Source organism: Symbiopectobacterium sp., assembly GCF_051710365.1.
In the GTDB taxonomy this organism is placed as follows: Bacteria; Pseudomonadota; Gammaproteobacteria; order Enterobacterales; family Enterobacteriaceae; genus Symbiopectobacterium.
Map to the genome: position 1 here is coordinate 1 of NZ_JBPETA010000046.1, position 19,653 is coordinate 19,653.

The following is a 19,653-nucleotide window of genomic DNA, read 5'->3' on the forward strand; positions in this document are numbered from 1 at the left end:
ATGGCGATGGTCAAAGCGCTTAACCGGATCACGCTATTAGGAATGCCGAACAGTATTCGCATCACGTAACAATCGACCCGATGGGGCACAGTCGTTACAAGTTCTGATTTATTCAACAAAGCCGCGTAGCACTTGACGTGGACGGTAGCATATTGATGACTCCCTGTTTATGAGTGGAGTGATGATATGAAGAAAATAATTATTTTTATATCAGGTTATCGCCTTGTTTCATGTAACGCGATTATGCATTATGAAATTTTCCGAAAGTAAATATAGAACGCAGTCAGAAATATCAAAAAGTAGATTCTGGATCGGGACTAGACGTTGCGATAAATAGATAGTAAAACCCCGGCGTAAAGCCGGGGCGAGATGCTACGGATTACGTGCCACAATCACGGCACGCAATGGCGCGGGGTAACCTTCGCAGGTTTTACTGCGATCGTTAGGATCGAGAAAATCGGCCAGTGATTCCGTGGTCATCCATGAGGTTCTGCTCTGTTCCTCGAGGGTAGTGACGCAATGATCGACGATACGCACATCTACAAACCCGCACTTTTCCAACCAGCGTACCAGTGCCGAGGCTGAGGGAATAAAGTAAACATTGCGCATTTGCGCGTAACGCTCGCCAGGCACCAGCACGGCATTCTCATCGCCCTCGATAACCAGCGTTTCCAACACCAGCTCTCCGCCGGAAACCAACTGATTTTTCAACTGCCACAGATGATCGAGCGGCGAGCGGCGATGGTAAAGCACGCCCATGGAGAACACGGTATCAAAGGCAGCGAGTTCCGGCAGTTGTTCGATACCAAGCGGTAATACATGCGCACGTTGATCGTTACCCAGCAGTTTGCGTACGGCTTCGAATTGGCAGACGAAAAGCTGCATCGGGTCGATACCCACGGCCAGATGCGCACCGGCACCAACCATGCGCCACAGGTGATAACCGCTGCCGCAGCCGACATCCAATACCAGACGACCCTGCAAGGGGCTGATATGGGGCGTTAGCCGCTCCCATTTCCAGTCGGAGCGCCATTCGGTGTCGATATTGACACCGTAAAGCGAATAGGGGCCTTTACGCCACGGCATCAGTTGACGCAGGCGCATTTCCAGCCCTTCACGCTGTCCATTGCTGAGAGCCGGCTGCAACGCAGCGGTGACGCTGTGTTGCACATCTAGCTGCGAGGGTGTTAGTTCAGGCAAGGCTTCAACGGCATTGAACCACTGTTTAAATTTGCCATGCAGTGATTCCAGTTGCCATGCACTCAGTTGGGCTGGCAGCGTATTTAACCAATGGCTCAATGGGCCTTTCGCGATAAGCTGATAAAAATTGCCGAAATCGATCACGCCTTATCCTCAGCTTTTAGCGCTAGTAACGAACCAAAATTAAAGCACTGGAACCACACTTCGCTGTGTTGAAATCCGGCGTGCGCCAGACGAGATTTATGAGTCTCCACCGAATCGGTCAGCATGACGTTTTCCAGCATATTGCGTTTTTGGCTGATCTCTAATTCGCTGTAGCCATTTGCCCGCTTGAAATCGTGGTGCATGTTGAATAACAGCTCACCCACTTTGCTGTCTTCAAAGCTGAACTTCTCCGATAGCACCAGCGCACCACCGGGGTTCAAACCTTGATAGATACGCGTTAACAGCGTTTGCCGTTCTTCCGGTGCCAGGAATTGCAAGGTGAAGTTGAGTACCACCAGGGAGGCATTTTCGATGACGATGTCGCGGATATCTGCTTCGATTACCTTGACGGGGGTGGCAGCGCGAAAAGCATCAATGTGGCGGCGACAGCGTTCAATCATCGCGGGTGAGTTGTCAACGGCGATAATGTTGCAACCCGTGGTCTGAATATTACGCCGTATCGACAGCGTAGCGGCACCCAGCGAGCAGCCCAGATCGTAAATCTGAGTATCGGGTTTGACGAAACGTTCGGCCAACATTCCGATCATGGAAATAATATTCGAATAACCGGGGACGGAGCGTTGAACCATATCGGGAAAGACTTCAGCGACGCGTTCGTCAAAGGTCCAGTCACCGAGGTGGGCTATGGGAACAGAAAAAAGCGTATCGCGATTTGGCATGATGGACACGAAATTACAGTGCGGTTAATAAAAAAGGTGGCACAGTCTAGCAAATACCGATAAGAAAGTCTGTTTCCTTGCGGCGCGCCATAGTTGACGCGGCGTACCAACATCACAGGCGCTGTTAATACAGAGTGAGCACCAATTCCCAGGGAAGGTAGTAAAGATTGAACAGTGACATCAATACCAGCGAGGCGTAGGTAGCGGCCATTCCGGTACGACGCCAGCGGAATTCACGTTGACGCAAGCCCACGTAGTGAAAGAGTCGGCCAATAATCAGCAATATACCGCACAGGTGGATCATAGCGATCAAGGCACCGTTCATTTCCATCAGCACCAGAAGAATAGCGCCGATGGGGAGGTATTCGACGGCATTACCGTGCACCCGAATGGCGGTCTGTAATTCATAAAAACCACCGTCTCCGTATGCTACGCGGTATTGCATACGCAGTTTCACCACATCGAGAGACAGTTTTACCAGCAACAATGCGCCAAGCACCACATAGAGCGCGCTTACCATGTTCCACTCCATTGTCGGGCAAACATTGCCTGACAGAAAATATTAACCGACTTCGGCTGGCAGAATGATAACTGTCTGCTGTCAGACTGTCGCCTGTAATGTCTGCTTTTAAAAAAAAGCAGTTCAAAACCTGAAGTTATAATAAAAAATGCTAAAAAAAGCCTTTTAATACGTTGCTGTTTTATATTTGTTTAAAATAAGGTGTCCTGTTGCGGCCAGTCAGGGCGCGGCGGGCAGGCAGCGATAACCGGCTCTAATAACGGCCATATCGCCAGTGCCAGCGGGAGTACATTGCCAATGTCAGGCGTATGGATAAACAGATACGGAGAATGTTCCTGCCAGACCTTTAGTTTATCAATCCAGGGTGCAAACCAGCGCAAATTGTCTGCAATATCTTCATTGCCAATAAAACGGATGGCGGGGTGCTGTGCAGTCAACAGCGCATGAACCGGCAAACGCGGTTTTTTCCGTTGGGCTTCCAGCAAGGCGGGCGTATCCGGTCGCGCGTGGTGCACCGGGCGACTGTCGAGCATGATCCTATCGATAGCGCGCTGCGCAAACCCTTGGTTCAGTTGCCGTTTATCTTCACCTTTGGCAAAAAAGGCAAGGTGGCGAACTTCGACGCCGTAGCTGAATTCCTGCGGCAGCGTATCGAGAAAACACCATAAATCGGGGAGTTGCTCGGGCGAAAAGGCCGCAGGAAGCTGCAACCAGAATTGTCCAACACGCGAGGCGAGCGGTTGCAGGCAATGAAAAAACTGACGCGTTTCCTCTTCACAGTGACGCAACCCCGCCTGATGGCTGATGGTGGCAGGAAATTTGAAACAGAAACGGAAACTGTCAGAGGTCATGTCCCGCCAACGCAATACGCTGTCGGCACTGGGTAGCGCATAAAACGTGGTGTTACCTTCCACACAGTTGAAATACTGCGCGTAGTCAGCCAGCGTGCGCAGTCCGAACTTGTGCCAGGCGGGATGTTGCCATTGTGGTAAGCCAATAAATATTCCGTTGCAACCCATTAACAGAGTGATGGACAGTAAAACATTTTTTTAACCTGGAGGGAATTCTCACAATTCTTGCGACATATCACTGCCCGGAAACCGCTTCACTCTTATCGTTCCGGGGAATATCCTTTATAATAGCCACCTTTTTTTACTGAACAGCAATCCAGAACAACCATTCCGCGCAAAAAAACACCGTTGTAACCTGATGCGTGGGGAAATGCCGCTGTGTTTGTGGAACCCGTGTGTTTTATAGAGCCGATGGGTTTTATGGAGCCTGAGTTTTGCGCTCACTGTGACGATGCGGTCTGGCCGGTGCTCTCAGACGTGGTTGTTGTAGGTGTGATTATATCTCGTTGAGATGGTTTCTAGCGTGATTGCTCAAAAGGACATCGTAATGCGTACTGAATATTGTGGACAACTAAACGCGTCCCATGTGGGCCAGGAAGTGACATTGTGCGGTTGGGTTAACCGTCGCCGCGATCTGGGTGGTTTGATTTTTATCGATATGCGTGACCGCGATGGCGTGGTCCAGGTGTTTTTCGACCCCGATCGGCAGGATGCTTTCACTTTGGCGTCAGAACTGCGTAACGAATTCTGCATTCAACTGACCGGCGTGGTGCGTGCGCGCCCTGAAAGCCAGGTGAATAAGGATATGTCTACGGGCGAAGTGGAAGTGTTTGCGACCGCGCTGACGATTATCAACCGCTCAGAGCCGCTGCCGCTGGATGCTAACCAAACCAACACCGAAGAAGCGCGTTTAAAATACCGCTATCTTGATTTGCGCCGCCCTGAAATGGCGACGCGGTTAAAAACCCGCGCGCGTATTACCAGTTTTGTGCGTCGCTTTATGGACAGCCACGATTTTCTGGATATTGAAACGCCGATGCTGACCAAAGCCACGCCGGAAGGGGCGCGTGATTACCTGGTGCCAAGCCGAGTGCACAAGGGCAAATTCTATGCGCTGCCGCAATCGCCGCAGTTGTTCAAACAATTGCTGATGATGTCCGGTTTCGACCGTTACTACCAGATTGTTAAATGCTTCCGTGATGAGGATCTGCGTGCGGATCGCCAGCCGGAATTTACCCAGATCGACGTCGAAACCTCCTTCATGACGGTACCGCAGGTGCGTGAAGTGATGGAAAAACTGGTGCGCGAACTGTGGCAAGAGATTTTGAGCGTCGATCTGGGGGATTTCCCGATCATGACGTTTGCTGAAGCCATGCGTCGCTTTGGCTCCGACAAACCTGACCTGCGTAACCCGTTGGAACTGGTTGATGTCGCCGATCTGCTCAAAACGATCGACTTTAAAGTGTTCTCCGGTCCGGCTAACGATGCCAAAGATCGTGTGGCGGTGATTCGCGTACCGGGCGGTGCGCAATTGAGCCGCAAACAGATTGATGAATACGGCAAATTTATCGAGATCTACGGTGCCAAGGGTCTCGCCTATATTAAAGTGAATGAGAAAGCGAAAGGGCTCGAAGGCATTTCCAGCCCGGTGGCTAAATTCCTGAATGAATCGCTGCTGGCAGCGCTGTTGGAGCGCACGGCAACCGAAGACGGAGACATTCTGTTCTTCGGTGCAGATAGCGCGAAAGTGGTGACGGATGCGTTGGGTGCGCTGCGTCTTAAACTGGGACGCGATCTCGGCCTGACCAATCTGGCAAGTTGGAAACCGCTGTGGGTCATCGACTTCCCGATGTTTGAAGACGATGGCGAAGGCGGGTTGGCCGCCATGCACCACCCGTTTACTTCACCGCGTGATATGACGCCTGAAGCCCTGGAAAGTAACCCGGTTTCCGCCATCGCTAACGCGTACGATATGGTACTTAACGGCTATGAAGTGGGCGGTGGTGCCGTGCGTATTCACAGCAGCGCCATGCAACAGACCGTGTTCCGTATTCTGGGCATCAACGAGCAGGAACAGCGCGAAAAATTTGGCTTCCTGTTGGATGCATTGAAATACGGTACACCGCCGCATGCTGGTCTGGCGTTCGGTCTGGACCGTCTGGTGATGCTGTTGACCGGTACTGAAAACATTCGTGACGTGATCGCTTTCCCGAAAACCACCGCAGCAGCCTGTCTGATGACGGAGGCTCCGAGTTACGCCAACCCGGCAGCCTTGGAAGAACTGTCTATTGCCGTGGTGACGAAAGCAAAACCTGTGCAGGATGCGGAGTAACAGCCGATGGCTTATAAGCGTCCCGTTTCGGCCCTGATCGTTATTTATGCTCAGGATTCCGGACGGGTGCTGATGCTTCAGCGTCGCGACGGTCCCGATTTTTGGCAGTCGGTTACCGGCAGCCTTGAGGAGGGTGAAACTGCGGCGCTTACCGCGCAGCGCGAAGTGAAAGAAGAAGTTAACATCGATATCGCCGTTGAGAGATTATCACTGTTTGACTGTCAGCGCTGTGTCGAGTTTGAGCTTTTTGCTCATTTGAGACGTCGCTATGCCCCTGGAATCACGCACAACATGGAACACTGGTTCTGTCTGGCGTTGCAGAGTGAACGCGAGGTGATTCTCACCGAGAATCTTGCCTACCGTTGGTTAGCGGCGCCTGAGGCGGCGCAACTGACCAAATCGTGGAGCAACCGGCAGGCGATTGAAGAATTTGTTATTTATCCGGCCTGAAGAGGCTTTTTTCGGAGATTTTTATGGCAGGTCATAGTAAGTGGGCCAACACAAAACATCGTAAAGCGGCGCAGGATGCAAAACGCGACAAAATCTTTACCAAAATTATCCGCGAACTGGTGACGGCGGCGCGTTTGGGCGGCGGCGATCCGGGCTCCAACCCGCGTCTGCGTGCGGCCATCGATAAAGCGCTCTCCAACAACATGACGCGCGATACCCTGAACCGTGCTATTGCGCGTGGTGTCGGTGGTGATGAAGACAACAACATGGAAACCATCATTTATGAAGGTTATGGTCCTGGCGGCACGGCGGTGATGGTGGAGTGTCTGAGTGACAACCGCAACCGTACCGTATCCGAAGTGCGCCATGCCTTCACCAAATGTGGTGGTAACCTGGGCACCGATGGTTCTGTTTCCTATCTGTTCACCAAAAAAGGCGTTATCTCTTATGCGCCGGGCTTGGATGAGGATCAGGTGATGGACGCGGCGCTGGAAGCCGGTGCGGATGACGTCGTGACCTACGACGACGGCGCGATTGACGTCTTTACGCCGTGGGAAACCTTCGGTCAGGTGAAAGATGCGCTGGATGCTGCTGGTCTGAAATCCGAATCCGCAGAAGTATCCATGATCCCGTCGACCAATGCCGACATGGATGCCGATATCGCACCGAAACTGATGCGTCTGATCGACATGCTGGAAGACTGTGATGATGTGCAGGAAGTGTATCACAACGGTGAAATTTCCGACGAGGTAGCTGCAACACTGTAATGGTGTTTTCGCAGGTTGTGGTTAACGTGTTTACAGGGGGCGATGCGCTATGGCGCTAATTCTTGGCATCGACCCCGGTTCACGTGTTACCGGATATGGCATTATTCGCCAGCAAGGGCGTCAGCTCAGCTATGTTGGCAGCGGTTGTATTCGCACCGGGGTGGGCGATCTCCCTACGCGATTGAAGCTGATTTATGCCGGGGTGAGCGAGATAATCACCCAGTTTCAGCCCGATTGTCTGGCGATAGAACAAGTTTTTATGGCCAAAAATGCGGATTCTGCCCTGAAATTGGGGCAGGCGCGCGGCGTGGCGATTGTGGCAGGTGTCAATCAAGGGTTACCCATTTTTGAATATGCAGCCCGACAAGTGAAACAGACGGTTGTTGGCACCGGTGAGGCAGAAAAAAGTCAAGTGCAGCACATGGTGCGTACCTTGCTGAAGCTGTCAGCGAATCCGCAGGCGGACGCCGCCGATGCGCTCGCCATCGCCATTACGCACTGTCATTTGAGTCAGAATCTGACACGTATCGGCCCCGACAGGTTGAATTTAGTGCGCGGGCGACTGCGTTGAACATCAGGCTGGATATTCATCCAGCCTTTTTTATGCTATAAGCTAGCAAAAAGGTTTTAACGTAACGAAAAGGAAGGTCAACGTGATTGGTCGTCTCAGAGGCATCATTCTGGAAAAACAACCGCCGCAGGTGCTGATCGAAGTTAACGGGGTTGGCTACGAGGTCCATATGCCGATGACCTGCTTTTATGAACTGCCCGATTTGAACCAGGAAGCGGTTATTTTCACCCAGTTTGTGGTGCGGGAAGATGCACAGTTATTGTTTGGTTTTAACAACAAGCAAGAACGTGTGTTATTTCGTGAGTTGATTAAAACCAATGGCGTTGGGCCGAAACTGGCGCTGGCTATTCTCTCTGGGATGTCTGCGCAGCAGTTCGTGAGCGCCATTGAACGAGAAGAGATTGCTACGTTGATCAAATTGCCGGGGGTCGGTAAGAAAACGGCAGAGCGGCTAGTAGTAGAAATGAAGGACCGCTTTAAAGGGATGAGCGGAGACCTGTTTAATCCCGCGGCCCTCGATGTCCCTCTCAGCAGTTCAGCCCCTACCGCTGTGCCAGAAGAAGATCCGGAAAGTGAAGCGGCCTCAGCGCTGGTGGCCTTGGGATACAAACCGCAGGAAGCCAGCCGGATGGTATCCAAAATCGCCCGACCCGGTGCGGACTGTGAGACACTGATCCGCGAAGCGCTGCGCGCGGCACTGTAAGGGGATTGCCATGATTGAAGCCGACCGTCTGATCTCCGCGCAAGAAATACCTGAAGAAGAGATCATTGACCGAGCGATTCGTCCGCGCATGCTGGCGGAATACGTCGGACAGCCTCAGGTGCGCGAGCAGATGGAAATCTTTATTGAGGCGGCACGTAAACGGGGTGATGCACTGGATCACCTGCTGATTTTTGGTCCGCCCGGTTTAGGGAAAACCACGCTCGCCAATATCGTTGCCAATGAGATGAACGTGAACCTGCGCACCACATCAGGCCCAGTGTTGGAGAAGGCTGGCGACTTGGCCGCACTGTTGACCAACCTTGAACCGCATGATGTGTTGTTTATCGATGAAATTCACCGTTTGTCGCCCGTGGTGGAAGAGGTGCTCTATCCCGCGATGGAAGATTATCAACTGGATATCATGATCGGTGAGGGACCCGCCGCGCGTTCGATTAAACTCGATCTTCCCCCGTTTACCCTGATTGGCGCGACGACCCGTGCTGGCTCTTTGACGTCACCACTGCGTGATCGTTTTGGCATTGTGCAACGGCTCGAATTCTACAAGGTCGAGGATTTACAGCATATTGTCGGCCGCAGCGCGGCATGCCTTGGGCTGGATCTTACCGATGAGGGGGCGTTAGAAGTGGCTCGACGTTCCCGTGGCACGCCGCGTATTGCCAACCGTTTGCTGCGACGGGTCCGTGATTACTCAGAGGTAAAATCGAGTGGAGCCATCAATGCCGAAACTGCGAGGCTGGCGCTGGATATGCTGGCGGTAGACACAGAAGGCTTCGATTATATGGATCGCAAACTGCTGCTGGCCATCATCGATAAATTTACCGGTGGGCCAGTGGGTCTGGATAATCTGGCGGCGGCCATCGGTGAAGAGCGGGAAACCATTGAAGATGTGCTGGAGCCTTACCTGATTCAGCAGGGCTTTATTCAGCGTACGCCGCGCGGGCGTATTGCCACCGCGCACGCGTATCGCCATTTCGGTATCGATAGAACCTGACCCGCCTTCAGGCGGGTTGTTTGCGAATCAGACTCAGCATAAACAGAAATGAGGCGCTGAGCACCACGGAAGGGCCCGCTGGGGTGTTGTACAAGGCGGAGAAGATCAGGCCGCCGGTCACGGCGAGCATCCCCAGTACCACCGCCAATCCCGCCATCTGCTCCGGCGTGCGCGCAAAACGGCGCGCGGTGGCGGCAGGAATGATCAGCAATGAGGTGATGATCAGCGCACCGACAAATTTCATTGCCAGCCCGATAGTCAATGCGGTTACCAGCATCAGGATCAAACGGGTGCGCTGTAAATTGACGCCGTCTACGTGTGCCAACTCCTGGCTGATGGTTATGGAAAGCAATGAACGCCATTGCCAGCACATGATGGCAATCACCACCAGCACGCCCGGTCCAATCAACCACAAATCCTGCGTCGTTACCGACAGCAAATCACCAAACAGGTAGGCCATCAAATCAACACGAATGTTGTTCATCAGGCTAACCACCACCAGTCCTAACGACAGCGCGCTGTGCGCCATGATGCCAAGCAGTGTGTCGATGGCAAGATACGGGCGTCGTTCAAGCCACACCAATCCCAGTGCCAGCAGCAGTGTTACCAGAATCACGGCGTAATAGACGTTGATATCCAGCAGAAAACCGATGGCGACACCCAGCAGAGAGGCATGGGCCAGAGTATCACCGAAGTAAGACATCCGTCGCCAGACTACGAACGAACCGAGCGGACCCGCCGCGCATGCGAGAAAAATACCGGCCAGCCAACCGGGGAGCAAAATGTCAATCATGCGTCGTTGCCGCCCTGTCGTTTTAAAATAATGCGTCCATTTAAATCGTGACGATGATTATGGTGGTGGCGATACACCGCCAGTTGCTCTGCGCCGCGCGGGCCGAACATGGCGAGAAATTGAGGATGCAGAGAGACGGCCTCTGGCGCCCCCGAACAGCACACATGCTGATTCAGGCACAGTACTTCGTCGGTTTTGGCCATCACCAAGAGCAAGTCGTGCGAAACCATCAACACGCCGCAGTTAAACTCCTGCAGCAACTGGTTGATAAGGTCGTACAGCGCCAATTGTCCGTTGACATCCACCCCCTGTGTCGGCTCGTCCAACACCAGCAATTGAGGCTGATTGAGTAGCGCACGTGCCAGCAACACCCGCTGTGTCTCGCCACCCGAGAGCTTTTGCATCGGTTGATCCAACAAATGAGCGGCCTGTACCCGCTTGAGCGCAGGCAAAATATCCTGTTGCTTAACGCCAGGACGTAACCGCATAAAGCGACCCACGGTCAAGGGCAGGGTAGCATCCAGATGCAGTTTTTGCGGCACGTAGCCAATGCGTAAATTCGGTTGCTTGTGCAGGGTGCCTGCCGTGGGCGACAGCAGTCCGAGCACCACGCGCACCAGCGTGGATTTTCCTGCGCCATTGGGCCCAAGCAGCGTGAGAATGTGGCCCGATTGCAGGTTCAGCGAAATGTCGCTAAGCACGTTACGGTCACCAAAGGCGACGGAAATGCGATCGAGCGAAACGAGTGTAGACATAAAATTCAGTTTGTAGAGTGTCTGTGACGTTATAATATTACAAAACCAACGGTAAATGAATGAGAAAACACGCATGCCAGCCAGCTTCACACCGAAAAAATCGCCAAATGAACAAAAATTGAAAGCCCTGTTTGTCGCGGGTGCACTATTCTTTGCGGGTATCACTGCCGAAAGTGCTCAGGCGGCGGTCGTTACTTCCGTTCGTCCTCTCGGGTTCATCGCGGCGGCCATCGCCGATGGGGTAACGCCTACGGAGGTGCTATTGCCGGATGGCGCATCGCCTCACGATTATGCCCTGCGCCCGAGCGATGTCCAGCGTTTACAGTCGGCAGAGCTGGTTATTTGGGTTGGGCCGGAAATGGAAGCCTTTTTAACCAAGCCGCTGGCATCCCATTCCGCCGCACCACAGATTTCGTTGGCAAGCTTGCCTGCCATTCAGAGCGTGCTGATAAAAGAGAGTGAGCATCACGAGGATGAGCATGCTGAAGCGGAAGAGCACGAGCATCATGACGCCGCAGATCATGATGACGCCGATCATCAACACGAGCATGAACACGCGCATGGAAGTGCTGATGCTCACCACGACCATGGCGCAAATGATGACGCAGACGCCCACGAAGGGCATCATCACGGCGAGTACAATATGCACATTTGGCTGTCCCCGGAGATGGCAAAACAGACTGCAATCGCAATTCATGCAAAATTATTGGAACTAATGCCACAAAAGAAAGACAAACTAGACGCGAATCTGTTTAATTTTACAGATCAACTCGCGCAGACAGAAGAAAAAGTTGTTAATATGCTGGCACCTGTCAAGGGGAAGGGCTACTTCGTGTTTCACGATGCCTATGGCTATTTTGAGAAGCGTTTCGGGTTAAGTCCGCTAGGCTATTTCACTATCAACCCAGCCATTCAACCCGGTGCACAGCGTTTACACCAGATACGAACACAACTGGTTGAGCAGAAGGCAGTATGTGTCTTTGCTGAGCCACAATTCAGGCCAGCGGTTATCAACGCTGTTGCCAAAGGAACGGATGTACGCACTGGCGTACTGGATCCATTGGGAAGCAACATTGCGCTAAGTAAGGATAGTTATGCCGAGTTTCTGTTACAGCTGTCCGATCAGTATAGCCGCTGCCTGGAGAAGAGATCATGAGGATGCCGATAAGTGCAGCAGATAGTCCGAACTATCGCTATAGCGTATAACAACTTGCCGCGACCCCATCGCATAATGCTGGGGTCGTTGAGTGTCATCACCCTGGCCGTCGCCGTTTGGCGGCCCGTTGTCTATCCCCCCGCTGATGATACGCCTGTTACCGTCAAAGAAGCCCCGATTAACACTGTTCCCACACCCATTCAAACCGTTACGCAACCGCAGACGCTCGCGCCTGAGGCCAGTGAGCCGATGGATAGCGAAAGCATTGAGCAACCGACGCCGCCAGTGGCGATTCCAGCGGATGAGCTGGGTACTACCGGCAGTGATGCCAGCAGCGTGCATGAGTATGTGGTGTCGACGGGTGATACCCTGAGCAGTATTTTAACCCAGTACGGCATTGATATGGTTGACGTGTTGCTGCTGGCTGACAAACACGACGACCTGCGTAATCTCAAAATCGGGCAGCAGCTCTCCTGGGCGGTCAACGATGACGGTGAGTTGCAGAGCCTGACATGGCAGATTTCGCGCCGTGAAACTCGTATCTACGAGCGCGGTGATAACGGTTTTAAAGAACGCGTTGAGATGCAGAAAGGGGAGTGGCACAACCGCGTTATCAACGGTCGCCTGAGTGGCAGTTTTGTGCAGAGCGCCAAAGCGGTGGGGCTGACTGACAGTGAAGTCAGTGCAGTGATCAAGGCGCTGCAATGGCAGCTCGATTTCCGCAAACTGCGCAAAGACGATAATTTCTCGGTATTGCTGTCTCGGGAAATTCTCGATGGCCGCAGTGAACAGAGCGAATTGATCGGTGTTCGTCTTAACACTGGCGATAAGGATTACTTTGCTATCCGCGCGGCAGACGGCAAGTTCTACGATCGAGAAGGCTCAGGGTTAACCCGTGGCTTCATGCGTTTCCCTACCATGAAGCAATTCCGCGTCTCTTCGAATTTTAATCCGCGTCGCCTCAATCCGGTCACCGGGCGAGTGACGCCGCACCGCGGTGTGGATTTCTCCATGCCAGTAGGGACTCCGGTGCTGTCGGTTGGGGATGGTGAAGTGGTGGCCGCATCGCGCGGGCCGGATACTGGCAACTTCGTTGAGGTCCGCCACGGGCGCCAATATACCACGCGCTATATGCACTTAAATCGCCTGCTGGTGAAACCCGGGCAGAAAGTGAAACGCGGCGATCGTATTGCGCTCTCCGGCAATACCGGACGCTCAACTGGCCCACATTTGCACTATGAGTTCTGGATCAACCAGCAAGCGGTGAACCCGTTGACGGCGAAACTACCGCGCTCGGAAGGGTTGGCGGGTCGGGAGCGTCGCGAGTATCTGGCGCAGGTCAGAGAGGTGACTCCGCAGCTCAAGTTTGATTAATATCTTGCATTGTTAATCTTCAGCCGACAGCTTGCTGTCGGCTGTTTTATTTATACCCGTCATGCGTTTATAGGTAAGATGATTGCAAAACCTGAGCGGACAATTATCATTACCCTATGTTGTATATGAAGAGTTAAGGCATGAACACAGAGAAAAAAAATAGCGCCGAGTTTATCCCCGAATTCAAACGCGAATTTTATCTACCGCGTTACTGGGGAGTCTGGCTAGCCGCAGGAGCCATGGCGGCAACCGCTTATGTACCCGCTCGCTGGCGAGACCCAGTGTTGGGACAGTTGGGCAAACTGGTAGGACGGTTTGCCAAAGGTGCGAGAAGACGAGCCAGAATCAATCTGCTCTATTGTTTTCCTGAACTGTCGGAATCGAAGCGGGAAGCGATTATCGACAGGATGTTTGCTACCGCACCGCAGGCGATGGTGATGATGGCCGAGGTGGCGGTTCGTGGTCCGGCTCATGTGCAGAAAAAACTGCGCTGGCACGGTTGGGAAACCGTCGAAGCGCTTCAGCAGCAAGAGCGCAATATCATCTTTTTGGTGCCTCATGGGTGGGGTGTTGATATTCCCGCCATGCTGATCTCTGCCAAAGGGCAAAAAATTGCGGCAATGATGCATAATCAAAAAAATCCGCTGGTTGATTATCTGTGGAACAGCGCACGCCTTTGCACTAATGGCCGCGTTCATGCCCGAAATGATGGCATCAAGCCTTTTGTGAGCTCAATTCGTAATGGTTACTGGGGCTATTATCTGCCCGATCAGGATCACGGTCCTGAACACAGCGAATTTGTTGATTTTTTTGCCACCTACAAAGCTACCTTACCCGCTATCGGTCGTTTGATGAAGGTCTGTAAAGCCTCCGTGGTACCGCTGTTTCCGGTGTATAACGCCGCAGAAGGGGTACTGGATGTGGTGATCCGTCCTCCAATGGATGATTTACTTGAGGCGGATGACGTCCAGATTGCACGCCGGATGAATGAAGAAGTCGAACAATTGGTCAGCCCGAACCCGGAGCAGTACACCTGGATTTTGAAGCTGTTGAAAACCCGCAAACCGGGTGAGACAGAACCCTACTGCCGGGACGATCTCTTTCGCGACTAAGTTGCTCTCTAGCCAACGCGACGGTAACAGGCGCCAGCCTGTTACCACGTATTCTGTATTACCCTCTGTTGTCCCTCTTAGTACCCACCGCTAAATTACATGTTTTTTTAATTATAATAAAAATATTTTAACGTAACCCTCAAGTGTATCAGTAACATGTCGATAACCTTAACGCATTGAGCGTTACACAACTATGGATAATCACGGCCCGCAGGTAGACTTGCGCGGTTTCCACGCAAGGAAGCATGGATTTGGTTCACTCCGATGAACCCATAATCATTACCTTTCCAGGGCAAATATTATGAATTTTATCCGCGATACCAAAATAAGAACCATGCTGGTGCTTATCCTGATCCTGTTCTCCTTGCTGTGGGGCGGCGTTTCGGCGTTTGCTCTCTACTCGCTTAGCCAGCTTAACGATGAAATTGATCTCACCAACGTACAGCAAATTAACGGCGACATTATCAATGGCGCCAGCGGTCAATATTACCGTGCGAAAAGCGCATTGGATCGCGCCGCTGAAGCGAAAACCGGTAACAACCCAACGTTACTCGCTACTGAATTGCGCACGGCAGAGGAAGAGTTGGCCCGTTTAAAACAGGGCCTGGACACTTTTAAGGTGACCGATCACGCCAATATCAATAACGTGACGGTAGATGAAATCTATAACAGTTCCTATAGGCTGTATAGTCAGGCCATGGTTCCGATGTATGAGGCGTTGAAAGGCGATCGTGCGGATACCTTTCAACAGATCTCCAGTGGCGCTTATCGCGAACTGCATCGTGATTTCACGACGGCTATCGACAAATACAACGCGGTTATCTCTGATTTAAAAGAGCAGGCACAGAAGCGCATTAGCGGTTGGGTGGAGTGGTGCAAACGTATCCTGATTGCCGCGCTGACCGTAGGCGCGGTAATTGTGGTGTTGACCGATCGCTATCTGGCGGCGTTCGTGGTTCGTCCGTTGGAGCGCATTCAGCAGCACCTGGAAGTATTGGCAGAGGGCATTTTGCATACGCCTTTGGAGCAGATGGGGAAAAACTGTGTTGGCAGGTTGGCTCCTTTCGTTCAGCAAATGCAGAACAACTGGGTGAAGACCGTATCGGATATTCGCGGTAGCGCAGAAGAAATTTACCGCAGCGCCGGGGAAATTGCGTCGGGCAACACCGATCTTTCATCGCGCACCGAAGAGCAGGCATCAGCGTTAGAGCAAACTGCTGCCAGCATGGAGCAGTTGAGCGCAGTGGTGAAACAAAATGCGGATAACGCCAATCAGGCCAGTCTGGTCGCGAAGAACGCTTCGCAGACCGCAAATGAAGGCGGTGATATCGTTAACGGCGTGATCAAAACCATGAGCACGATCAGCAGCAGCTCGCAAAAAATTGCCGATATCATTTCCGTGATTAACGGCATTGCCTTCCAGACCAACATCCTGGCGCTGAATGCGGCCGTTGAAGCCGCACGCGCAGGCGAACAAGGGCGAGGTTTTGCCGTAGTGGCAGGAGAAGTGCGTAACCTGTCCCAGCGTAGCGCTCAGGCGGCAAAAGAAATTGAAACGCTGATCGATGAATCCGTCAATAATGTCAAAATTGGCTCGGATCAGGTGGCGCTGGCAGGCAGTGCCATGGAGAATATTGTCAAAGCGGTGACCAGTGTAACGGACATCATGGGTGAGATTGCTTCGGCATCGAGCGAACAGAGCAAAGGGATCAGCCAGGTAGGGCAGGCCGTGGTGGAAATGGATAGCGTGACGCAGCAAAACGCGGCGTTGGTTGAACAATCGGCTTCCGCTTCTGCTTCGCTGGAAGAGCAGGCACGTTATCTCAATCAAATCGTTTCTATCTTCCAATTGGCTTCGGTAGGATCAGCGCCAAAAGCTGTGACGGTACGCAAACCGGTAGCAGCCAGCCCAGTGCCGGTATTAGCTGCGCAAAAAACTGCCCCCAAAGCGGAAGGAAATTGGGAAACGTTTTAAACGCAACCGTTCGCAGTAAAAAAGTAATAAGAAACAGACTGCCAGCCCCCGTCGTCCTCGGCGGGAATGACTGGGAGTAGGTGGGAACAACTGTTTTAGATAGGTTTGTCACCAAAATAAAAGCCCTGATTCAGGGGCTTTTATTATTTCGTAGAAAAAGATTATTCGACGCGCAAAATGCGGCAGGTGTTAGTGGTGCCTACCGTACTCATGACGTCGCCTTGAGTGACGATAACCAGATCCCCAGACACCAGGAAACCTTTGTCTCGTAAACGAATAACCGCATCGTTAGCCGCGGCAACACCGTCAGTGTAACTGTCAAAATGTACCGGTGTAACACCACGGTAAAGCGCCGCGAGATTCAAGGTGTGCTCATGGCGAGACATGGCGAAAATGGGTAAACCGGAACTGATACGAGACATCATCAGCGCGGTGCGGCCAGACTCTGTCATGGCAATAATGGCGGTAATGCCTTTCAGGTGATTTGCGGCATACATCGTGGACATGGCAATCGATTCTTCGATGTTATCGAATTGCACATCCAGACGGTGTTTGGACACATTAATGCTCGGGATTTTTTCCGCGCCGAGACACACGCTGGCCATCGCTGCGACGGTCTCTGCCGGGTACTGGCCGGCAGCGGTTTCTGCTGACAGCATTACGGCATCGGTGCCATCCAACACGGCGTTGGCGACATCCATGACTTCGGCACGGGTCGGCATTGGGTTGGTGATCATGGACTCCATCATCTGGGTCGCGGTGATCACTGCACGGTTCAACTGACGTGCACGACGGATCAGTTTCTTCTGAATACCGACCAGTTCCGGGTCACCAATTTCAACCCCCAGATCGCCACGTGCCACCATTACCACGTCGGAGGCCAGAATGATGTCATCCATGGCTTCGTCTGTCGCGACTGCTTCCGCCCGTTCTACCTTGGAAACGATCTTCGCTTGACTGCCGGCATCGCGTGCCAGTCGACGTGCGTAATTGAGGTCTTCGCCGCAGCGAGGGAAAGACACAGCCAGATAATCGACGCCAATTTTGGCCGCTGTGATGATATCGGCTTTATCTTTCTCGGTTAAGGCTTCGGCAGACAGGCCGCCACCGAGCTTGTTAATCCCTTTATTATTGGACAGAGGGCCGCCAACGGTCACTTCGGTAAACACTTTCATGCCGTCCACACGCAATACTTTTAACTGTACGCGACCATCGTCAAGCAACAAAATGTCACCTGGCACCACATCGGCTGGCAAGCCTTTGTAGTCGATGCCCACTTTTTCTTTATCGCCTTCACCTTTGCCCAGGTTGGCGTCCAGCAGGAATTTGTCGCCAACGTTCAGGAAGACTTTGCCTTCCTTGAAGGTTGAAACGCGAATTTTTGGCCCCTGGAGGTCGCCCAGAATTGCCACATGGCGGCCCAATTTTGCTGCGATTTCCCGCACTTTGTCCGCACGCAGCTGATGATCTTCAGGCGTACCGTGCGAAAAATTCAGGCGGACTACGTTAGCGCCTGCGGCAATGACCTTTTCCAGATTATTGTCGCGGTCGGTAGCTGGCCCCAGCGTAGTGACGATTTTGGTTCTTCTGAGCCGTCTGGACATGTATAACTCCGTGACTTGTGAAGCAATAGTGAAGTGAGTAGTGCCGAACCGCGCTCTCGCATCAGGTAAAGCGCAAACGCGGCCCGCATCCGTGGTTAAGTTCGGGTGGCAGTACCGGGCAATGGTCATGTATAGCAGCCATTATTCCTTAAGGATAGCCAACCCTTCCCCTTGTTATGGTTATCATGTTGGGTAACTCATTAAATACAAACGCATTGTGCTAACAAAAACAATATATTAATAAAAACACATGTTTATATAAACATAAATTTATAAAACAAGTGCTTAGTGCTCGTTACCGTAGGAACCCCCAAAACGGTCACTTTTGTCAAAGCGCGACTCCCGTAAGGCTTCCTTGACGCGCTTAAGGTTATTCCTGAATTTGGCACCGCGACGCAGCGTAAAGCCGGTCGCCAATACGTCAATCAGCGTTAACTGCGCGATACGGGACACCATGGGCATGTAAACATCCGTGTCCTCCGGCACATCGACGCGCAGCGTCAAAGACGCCTCATGGGCGAGGGGGCTGGCATCTGACGTGATGGCGATAACCGTTGCATCGTTTTCCCGCGCTAACTGGGCCATTTCAACCAGACTTTTGGTCCTGCCGGTATGGGAGATCAGCACCACAACGTCTCCATCGCTGGAGTTCATGCAACTCATGCGCTGCATAACAATGTCATCAAAGTAAACGACAGGAATATTAAAGCGGAAGAATTTGTTCATTGCATCGTGCGCCACGGCGGCAGAAGCACCAAAGCCGAAAAATGAAATTTTCTTGGCCTGCGTCAGCAGATCGACGGCACGATTGACTGCGGTGATGTCCAGATTCGATTTGGCGTGTTCCAGCCCTGTCATGGTGGATTCAAAAATTTTGCTGGTATAGGAATCGACGCTGTCATCTTCATCGACGTTACGGTTAACATACGGCGTGCCATTGGCAATACTTTGCGCCAGATGAAGTTTGAAATCGGGAAAGCCTTTGGTTTCCAAACGGCGGCAGAAGCGGTTGACGGTGGGCTCACTGACCTCCGCCATGCCAGCCAGTGTGGCAATACTGGAGCGGATGGCGGTGTGTGGTGCCGCCAAAATAACCTCTGCCACTTTTCGTTCTGATTTGCTGAGGAGCTCAAGGTGGCTCAGAATTTTGTCCAGCATGTTCATATAATGAGACCATGTGCGGTTTTATCGATTTCAACCAGAGGGAAACCGATGCAGAATTCATGGGAATATACTACGCCCTATATCGGGTTGGCAGGGAAAACTGCGTAAGGCTGCGCATTTTTTTTCTGAGAACATGACGTGTGTCTAACTTTCAAAAAAGTAACCGACTGTCAGAAAAGACAGAAAATTTCTCTTTTGGAGGAACGCCTAAACCGTTTCAGTCATTCATACAGTGGATTTTTTTCATCATTACGTGATGCACATTATGAAACTTAATGACATTTATTGACGGGTTTACGGGTCCTAGGGCCTGTCATCAAATGCTTGGATAAGCGTGTATGATTGTCTACTTTGGCCTAAAAAGTAAGAGATGACACGTCGCTATGCACTTCGAGATGATCAATGGGCTAGGATTGAGACATTGCTTCCT

The 19,653-nt window shown here is 52.2% G+C and carries 18 protein-coding genes and 1 pseudogene; 11 read left to right on the forward strand and 8 right to left on the reverse strand.

The features are described from left to right. Positions 1-69 (forward strand): annotated as a pseudogene (locus ACTBDZ_RS06600) (surface-adhesin E family protein); the annotation flags it as partial. Positions 70-372: 303 nt separating this feature from the next. On the opposite strand, the gene cmoB reads toward ACTBDZ_RS06600, so the two are convergent. The 4 genes from cmoB to ACTBDZ_RS06620 form a co-directional block, all read right to left on the reverse strand. Next, on the reverse strand, positions 373-1,344 hold the full coding sequence (gene cmoB, locus ACTBDZ_RS06605) for a tRNA 5-methoxyuridine(34)/uridine 5-oxyacetic acid(34) synthase CmoB (protein ID WP_438814720.1): 972 nt from the start codon (positions 1,342-1,344) through the stop codon (positions 373-375). Next, entirely contained in the window at positions 1,341-2,084 is a 744-nt protein-coding gene (cmoA, locus tag ACTBDZ_RS06610) for a carboxy-S-adenosyl-L-methionine synthase CmoA (RefSeq protein ID WP_438814721.1), read from the reverse strand. Before cmoA ends, cmoB begins: the two co-directional genes overlap by 4 nt. Positions 2,085-2,208: 124 nt before the next feature. Continuing rightward, on the reverse strand, positions 2,209-2,604 hold the full coding sequence (locus ACTBDZ_RS06615) for an MAPEG family protein (RefSeq protein WP_291969580.1): 396 nt from the start codon (positions 2,602-2,604) through the stop codon (positions 2,209-2,211). A 191-nt stretch (positions 2,605-2,795) separates the two neighbouring features. Then, positions 2,796-3,608, reverse strand: coding sequence for a DUF72 domain-containing protein (locus ACTBDZ_RS06620; protein ID WP_438814735.1), 813 nt, complete (start codon positions 3,606-3,608; stop codon positions 2,796-2,798). A 394-nt stretch (positions 3,609-4,002) separates the two neighbouring features. On the opposite strand from ACTBDZ_RS06620, the gene aspS reads away from it, so the two are divergent. From aspS to ruvB, 6 genes are all read left to right on the forward strand, one after another. Next, positions 4,003-5,787 (forward strand): aspartate--tRNA ligase, encoded by a 1,785-nt coding sequence (gene aspS / locus ACTBDZ_RS06625; protein ID WP_438814722.1) that lies wholly within the window; start codon positions 4,003-4,005, stop codon positions 5,785-5,787. 6 nt (positions 5,788-5,793) lie between these two features. Further along, positions 5,794-6,237, forward strand: coding sequence for a dihydroneopterin triphosphate diphosphatase (gene nudB / locus ACTBDZ_RS06630; protein ID WP_438814723.1), 444 nt, complete (start codon positions 5,794-5,796; stop codon positions 6,235-6,237). A 23-nt stretch (positions 6,238-6,260) separates the two neighbouring features. Then, a complete protein-coding gene (locus tag ACTBDZ_RS06635; RefSeq protein ID WP_438814724.1) occupies positions 6,261-7,004 on the forward strand; it encodes a YebC/PmpR family DNA-binding transcriptional regulator in 744 nt (247 codons plus the stop codon). Between the two features lie 49 nt (positions 7,005-7,053). Continuing rightward, positions 7,054-7,575, forward strand: coding sequence for a crossover junction endodeoxyribonuclease RuvC (gene ruvC / locus ACTBDZ_RS06640; RefSeq protein ID WP_438814725.1), 522 nt, complete (start codon positions 7,054-7,056; stop codon positions 7,573-7,575). An 82-nt stretch (positions 7,576-7,657) separates the two neighbouring features. Next, the gene (ruvA, locus tag ACTBDZ_RS06645; RefSeq protein ID WP_438814726.1) at positions 7,658-8,278 is read left to right on the forward strand and encodes a Holliday junction branch migration protein RuvA; all 621 of its coding nucleotides are present in this window, start codon (positions 7,658-7,660) and stop codon (positions 8,276-8,278) included. A 10-nt stretch (positions 8,279-8,288) separates the two neighbouring features. After that, a complete protein-coding gene (gene ruvB, locus ACTBDZ_RS06650; protein WP_438814727.1) occupies positions 8,289-9,290 on the forward strand; it encodes a Holliday junction branch migration DNA helicase RuvB in 1,002 nt (333 codons plus the stop codon). Between the two features lie 7 nt (positions 9,291-9,297). Here the strand turns inward: ruvB and znuB are convergent, their stop codons facing one another. Further along, entirely contained in the window at positions 9,298-10,083 is a 786-nt protein-coding gene (znuB, locus tag ACTBDZ_RS06655) for a zinc ABC transporter permease subunit ZnuB (protein WP_438814728.1), read from the reverse strand. Continuing rightward, positions 10,080-10,838: a zinc ABC transporter ATP-binding protein ZnuC gene (gene znuC / locus ACTBDZ_RS06660; protein ID WP_438814729.1), complete on the reverse strand. Its 759-nt coding sequence runs from the start codon at positions 10,836-10,838 to the stop codon at positions 10,080-10,082. The genes znuB and znuC overlap by 4 nt, the downstream gene beginning before the upstream one ends. 73 nt (positions 10,839-10,911) lie before the next feature. Here znuC and znuA point away from each other — a divergent pair, with 73 nt between their 5' ends. The 4 genes from znuA to ACTBDZ_RS06680 all read left to right on the forward strand — a co-directional run bounded on the left by znuA (position 10,912) and on the right by ACTBDZ_RS06680 (position 16,455). Further along, a complete protein-coding gene (znuA, locus tag ACTBDZ_RS06665) occupies positions 10,912-11,994 on the forward strand; it encodes a zinc ABC transporter substrate-binding protein ZnuA (protein WP_438814736.1) in 1,083 nt (360 codons plus the stop codon). A 12-nt stretch (positions 11,995-12,006) separates the two neighbouring features. Beyond that, positions 12,007-13,368: a murein DD-endopeptidase MepM gene (gene mepM / locus ACTBDZ_RS06670; protein ID WP_438814730.1), complete on the forward strand. Its 1,362-nt coding sequence runs from the start codon at positions 12,007-12,009 to the stop codon at positions 13,366-13,368. A gap of 140 nt (positions 13,369-13,508) precedes the next feature. Continuing rightward, on the forward strand, positions 13,509-14,480 hold the full coding sequence (gene lpxM, locus ACTBDZ_RS06675) for a lauroyl-Kdo(2)-lipid IV(A) myristoyltransferase (RefSeq protein ID WP_438814731.1): 972 nt from the start codon (positions 13,509-13,511) through the stop codon (positions 14,478-14,480). Positions 14,481-14,781: 301 nt separating this feature from the next. Then, a complete protein-coding gene (locus ACTBDZ_RS06680) occupies positions 14,782-16,455 on the forward strand; it encodes a methyl-accepting chemotaxis protein (protein ID WP_438814732.1) in 1,674 nt (557 codons plus the stop codon). Between the two features lie 161 nt (positions 16,456-16,616). On the opposite strand, the gene pyk is transcribed toward ACTBDZ_RS06680, so the two are convergent. Next, positions 16,617-18,059: a pyruvate kinase gene (gene pyk / locus ACTBDZ_RS06685; protein ID WP_438814733.1), complete on the reverse strand. Its 1,443-nt coding sequence runs from the start codon at positions 18,057-18,059 to the stop codon at positions 16,617-16,619. Between the two features lie 285 nt (positions 18,060-18,344). After that, positions 18,345-19,223, reverse strand: a complete 879-nt coding sequence (locus ACTBDZ_RS06690) for a MurR/RpiR family transcriptional regulator (protein ID WP_438814734.1) — start codon at positions 19,221-19,223, stop codon at positions 18,345-18,347. Between the last annotated feature and the right edge of the window lie 430 nt (positions 19,224-19,653).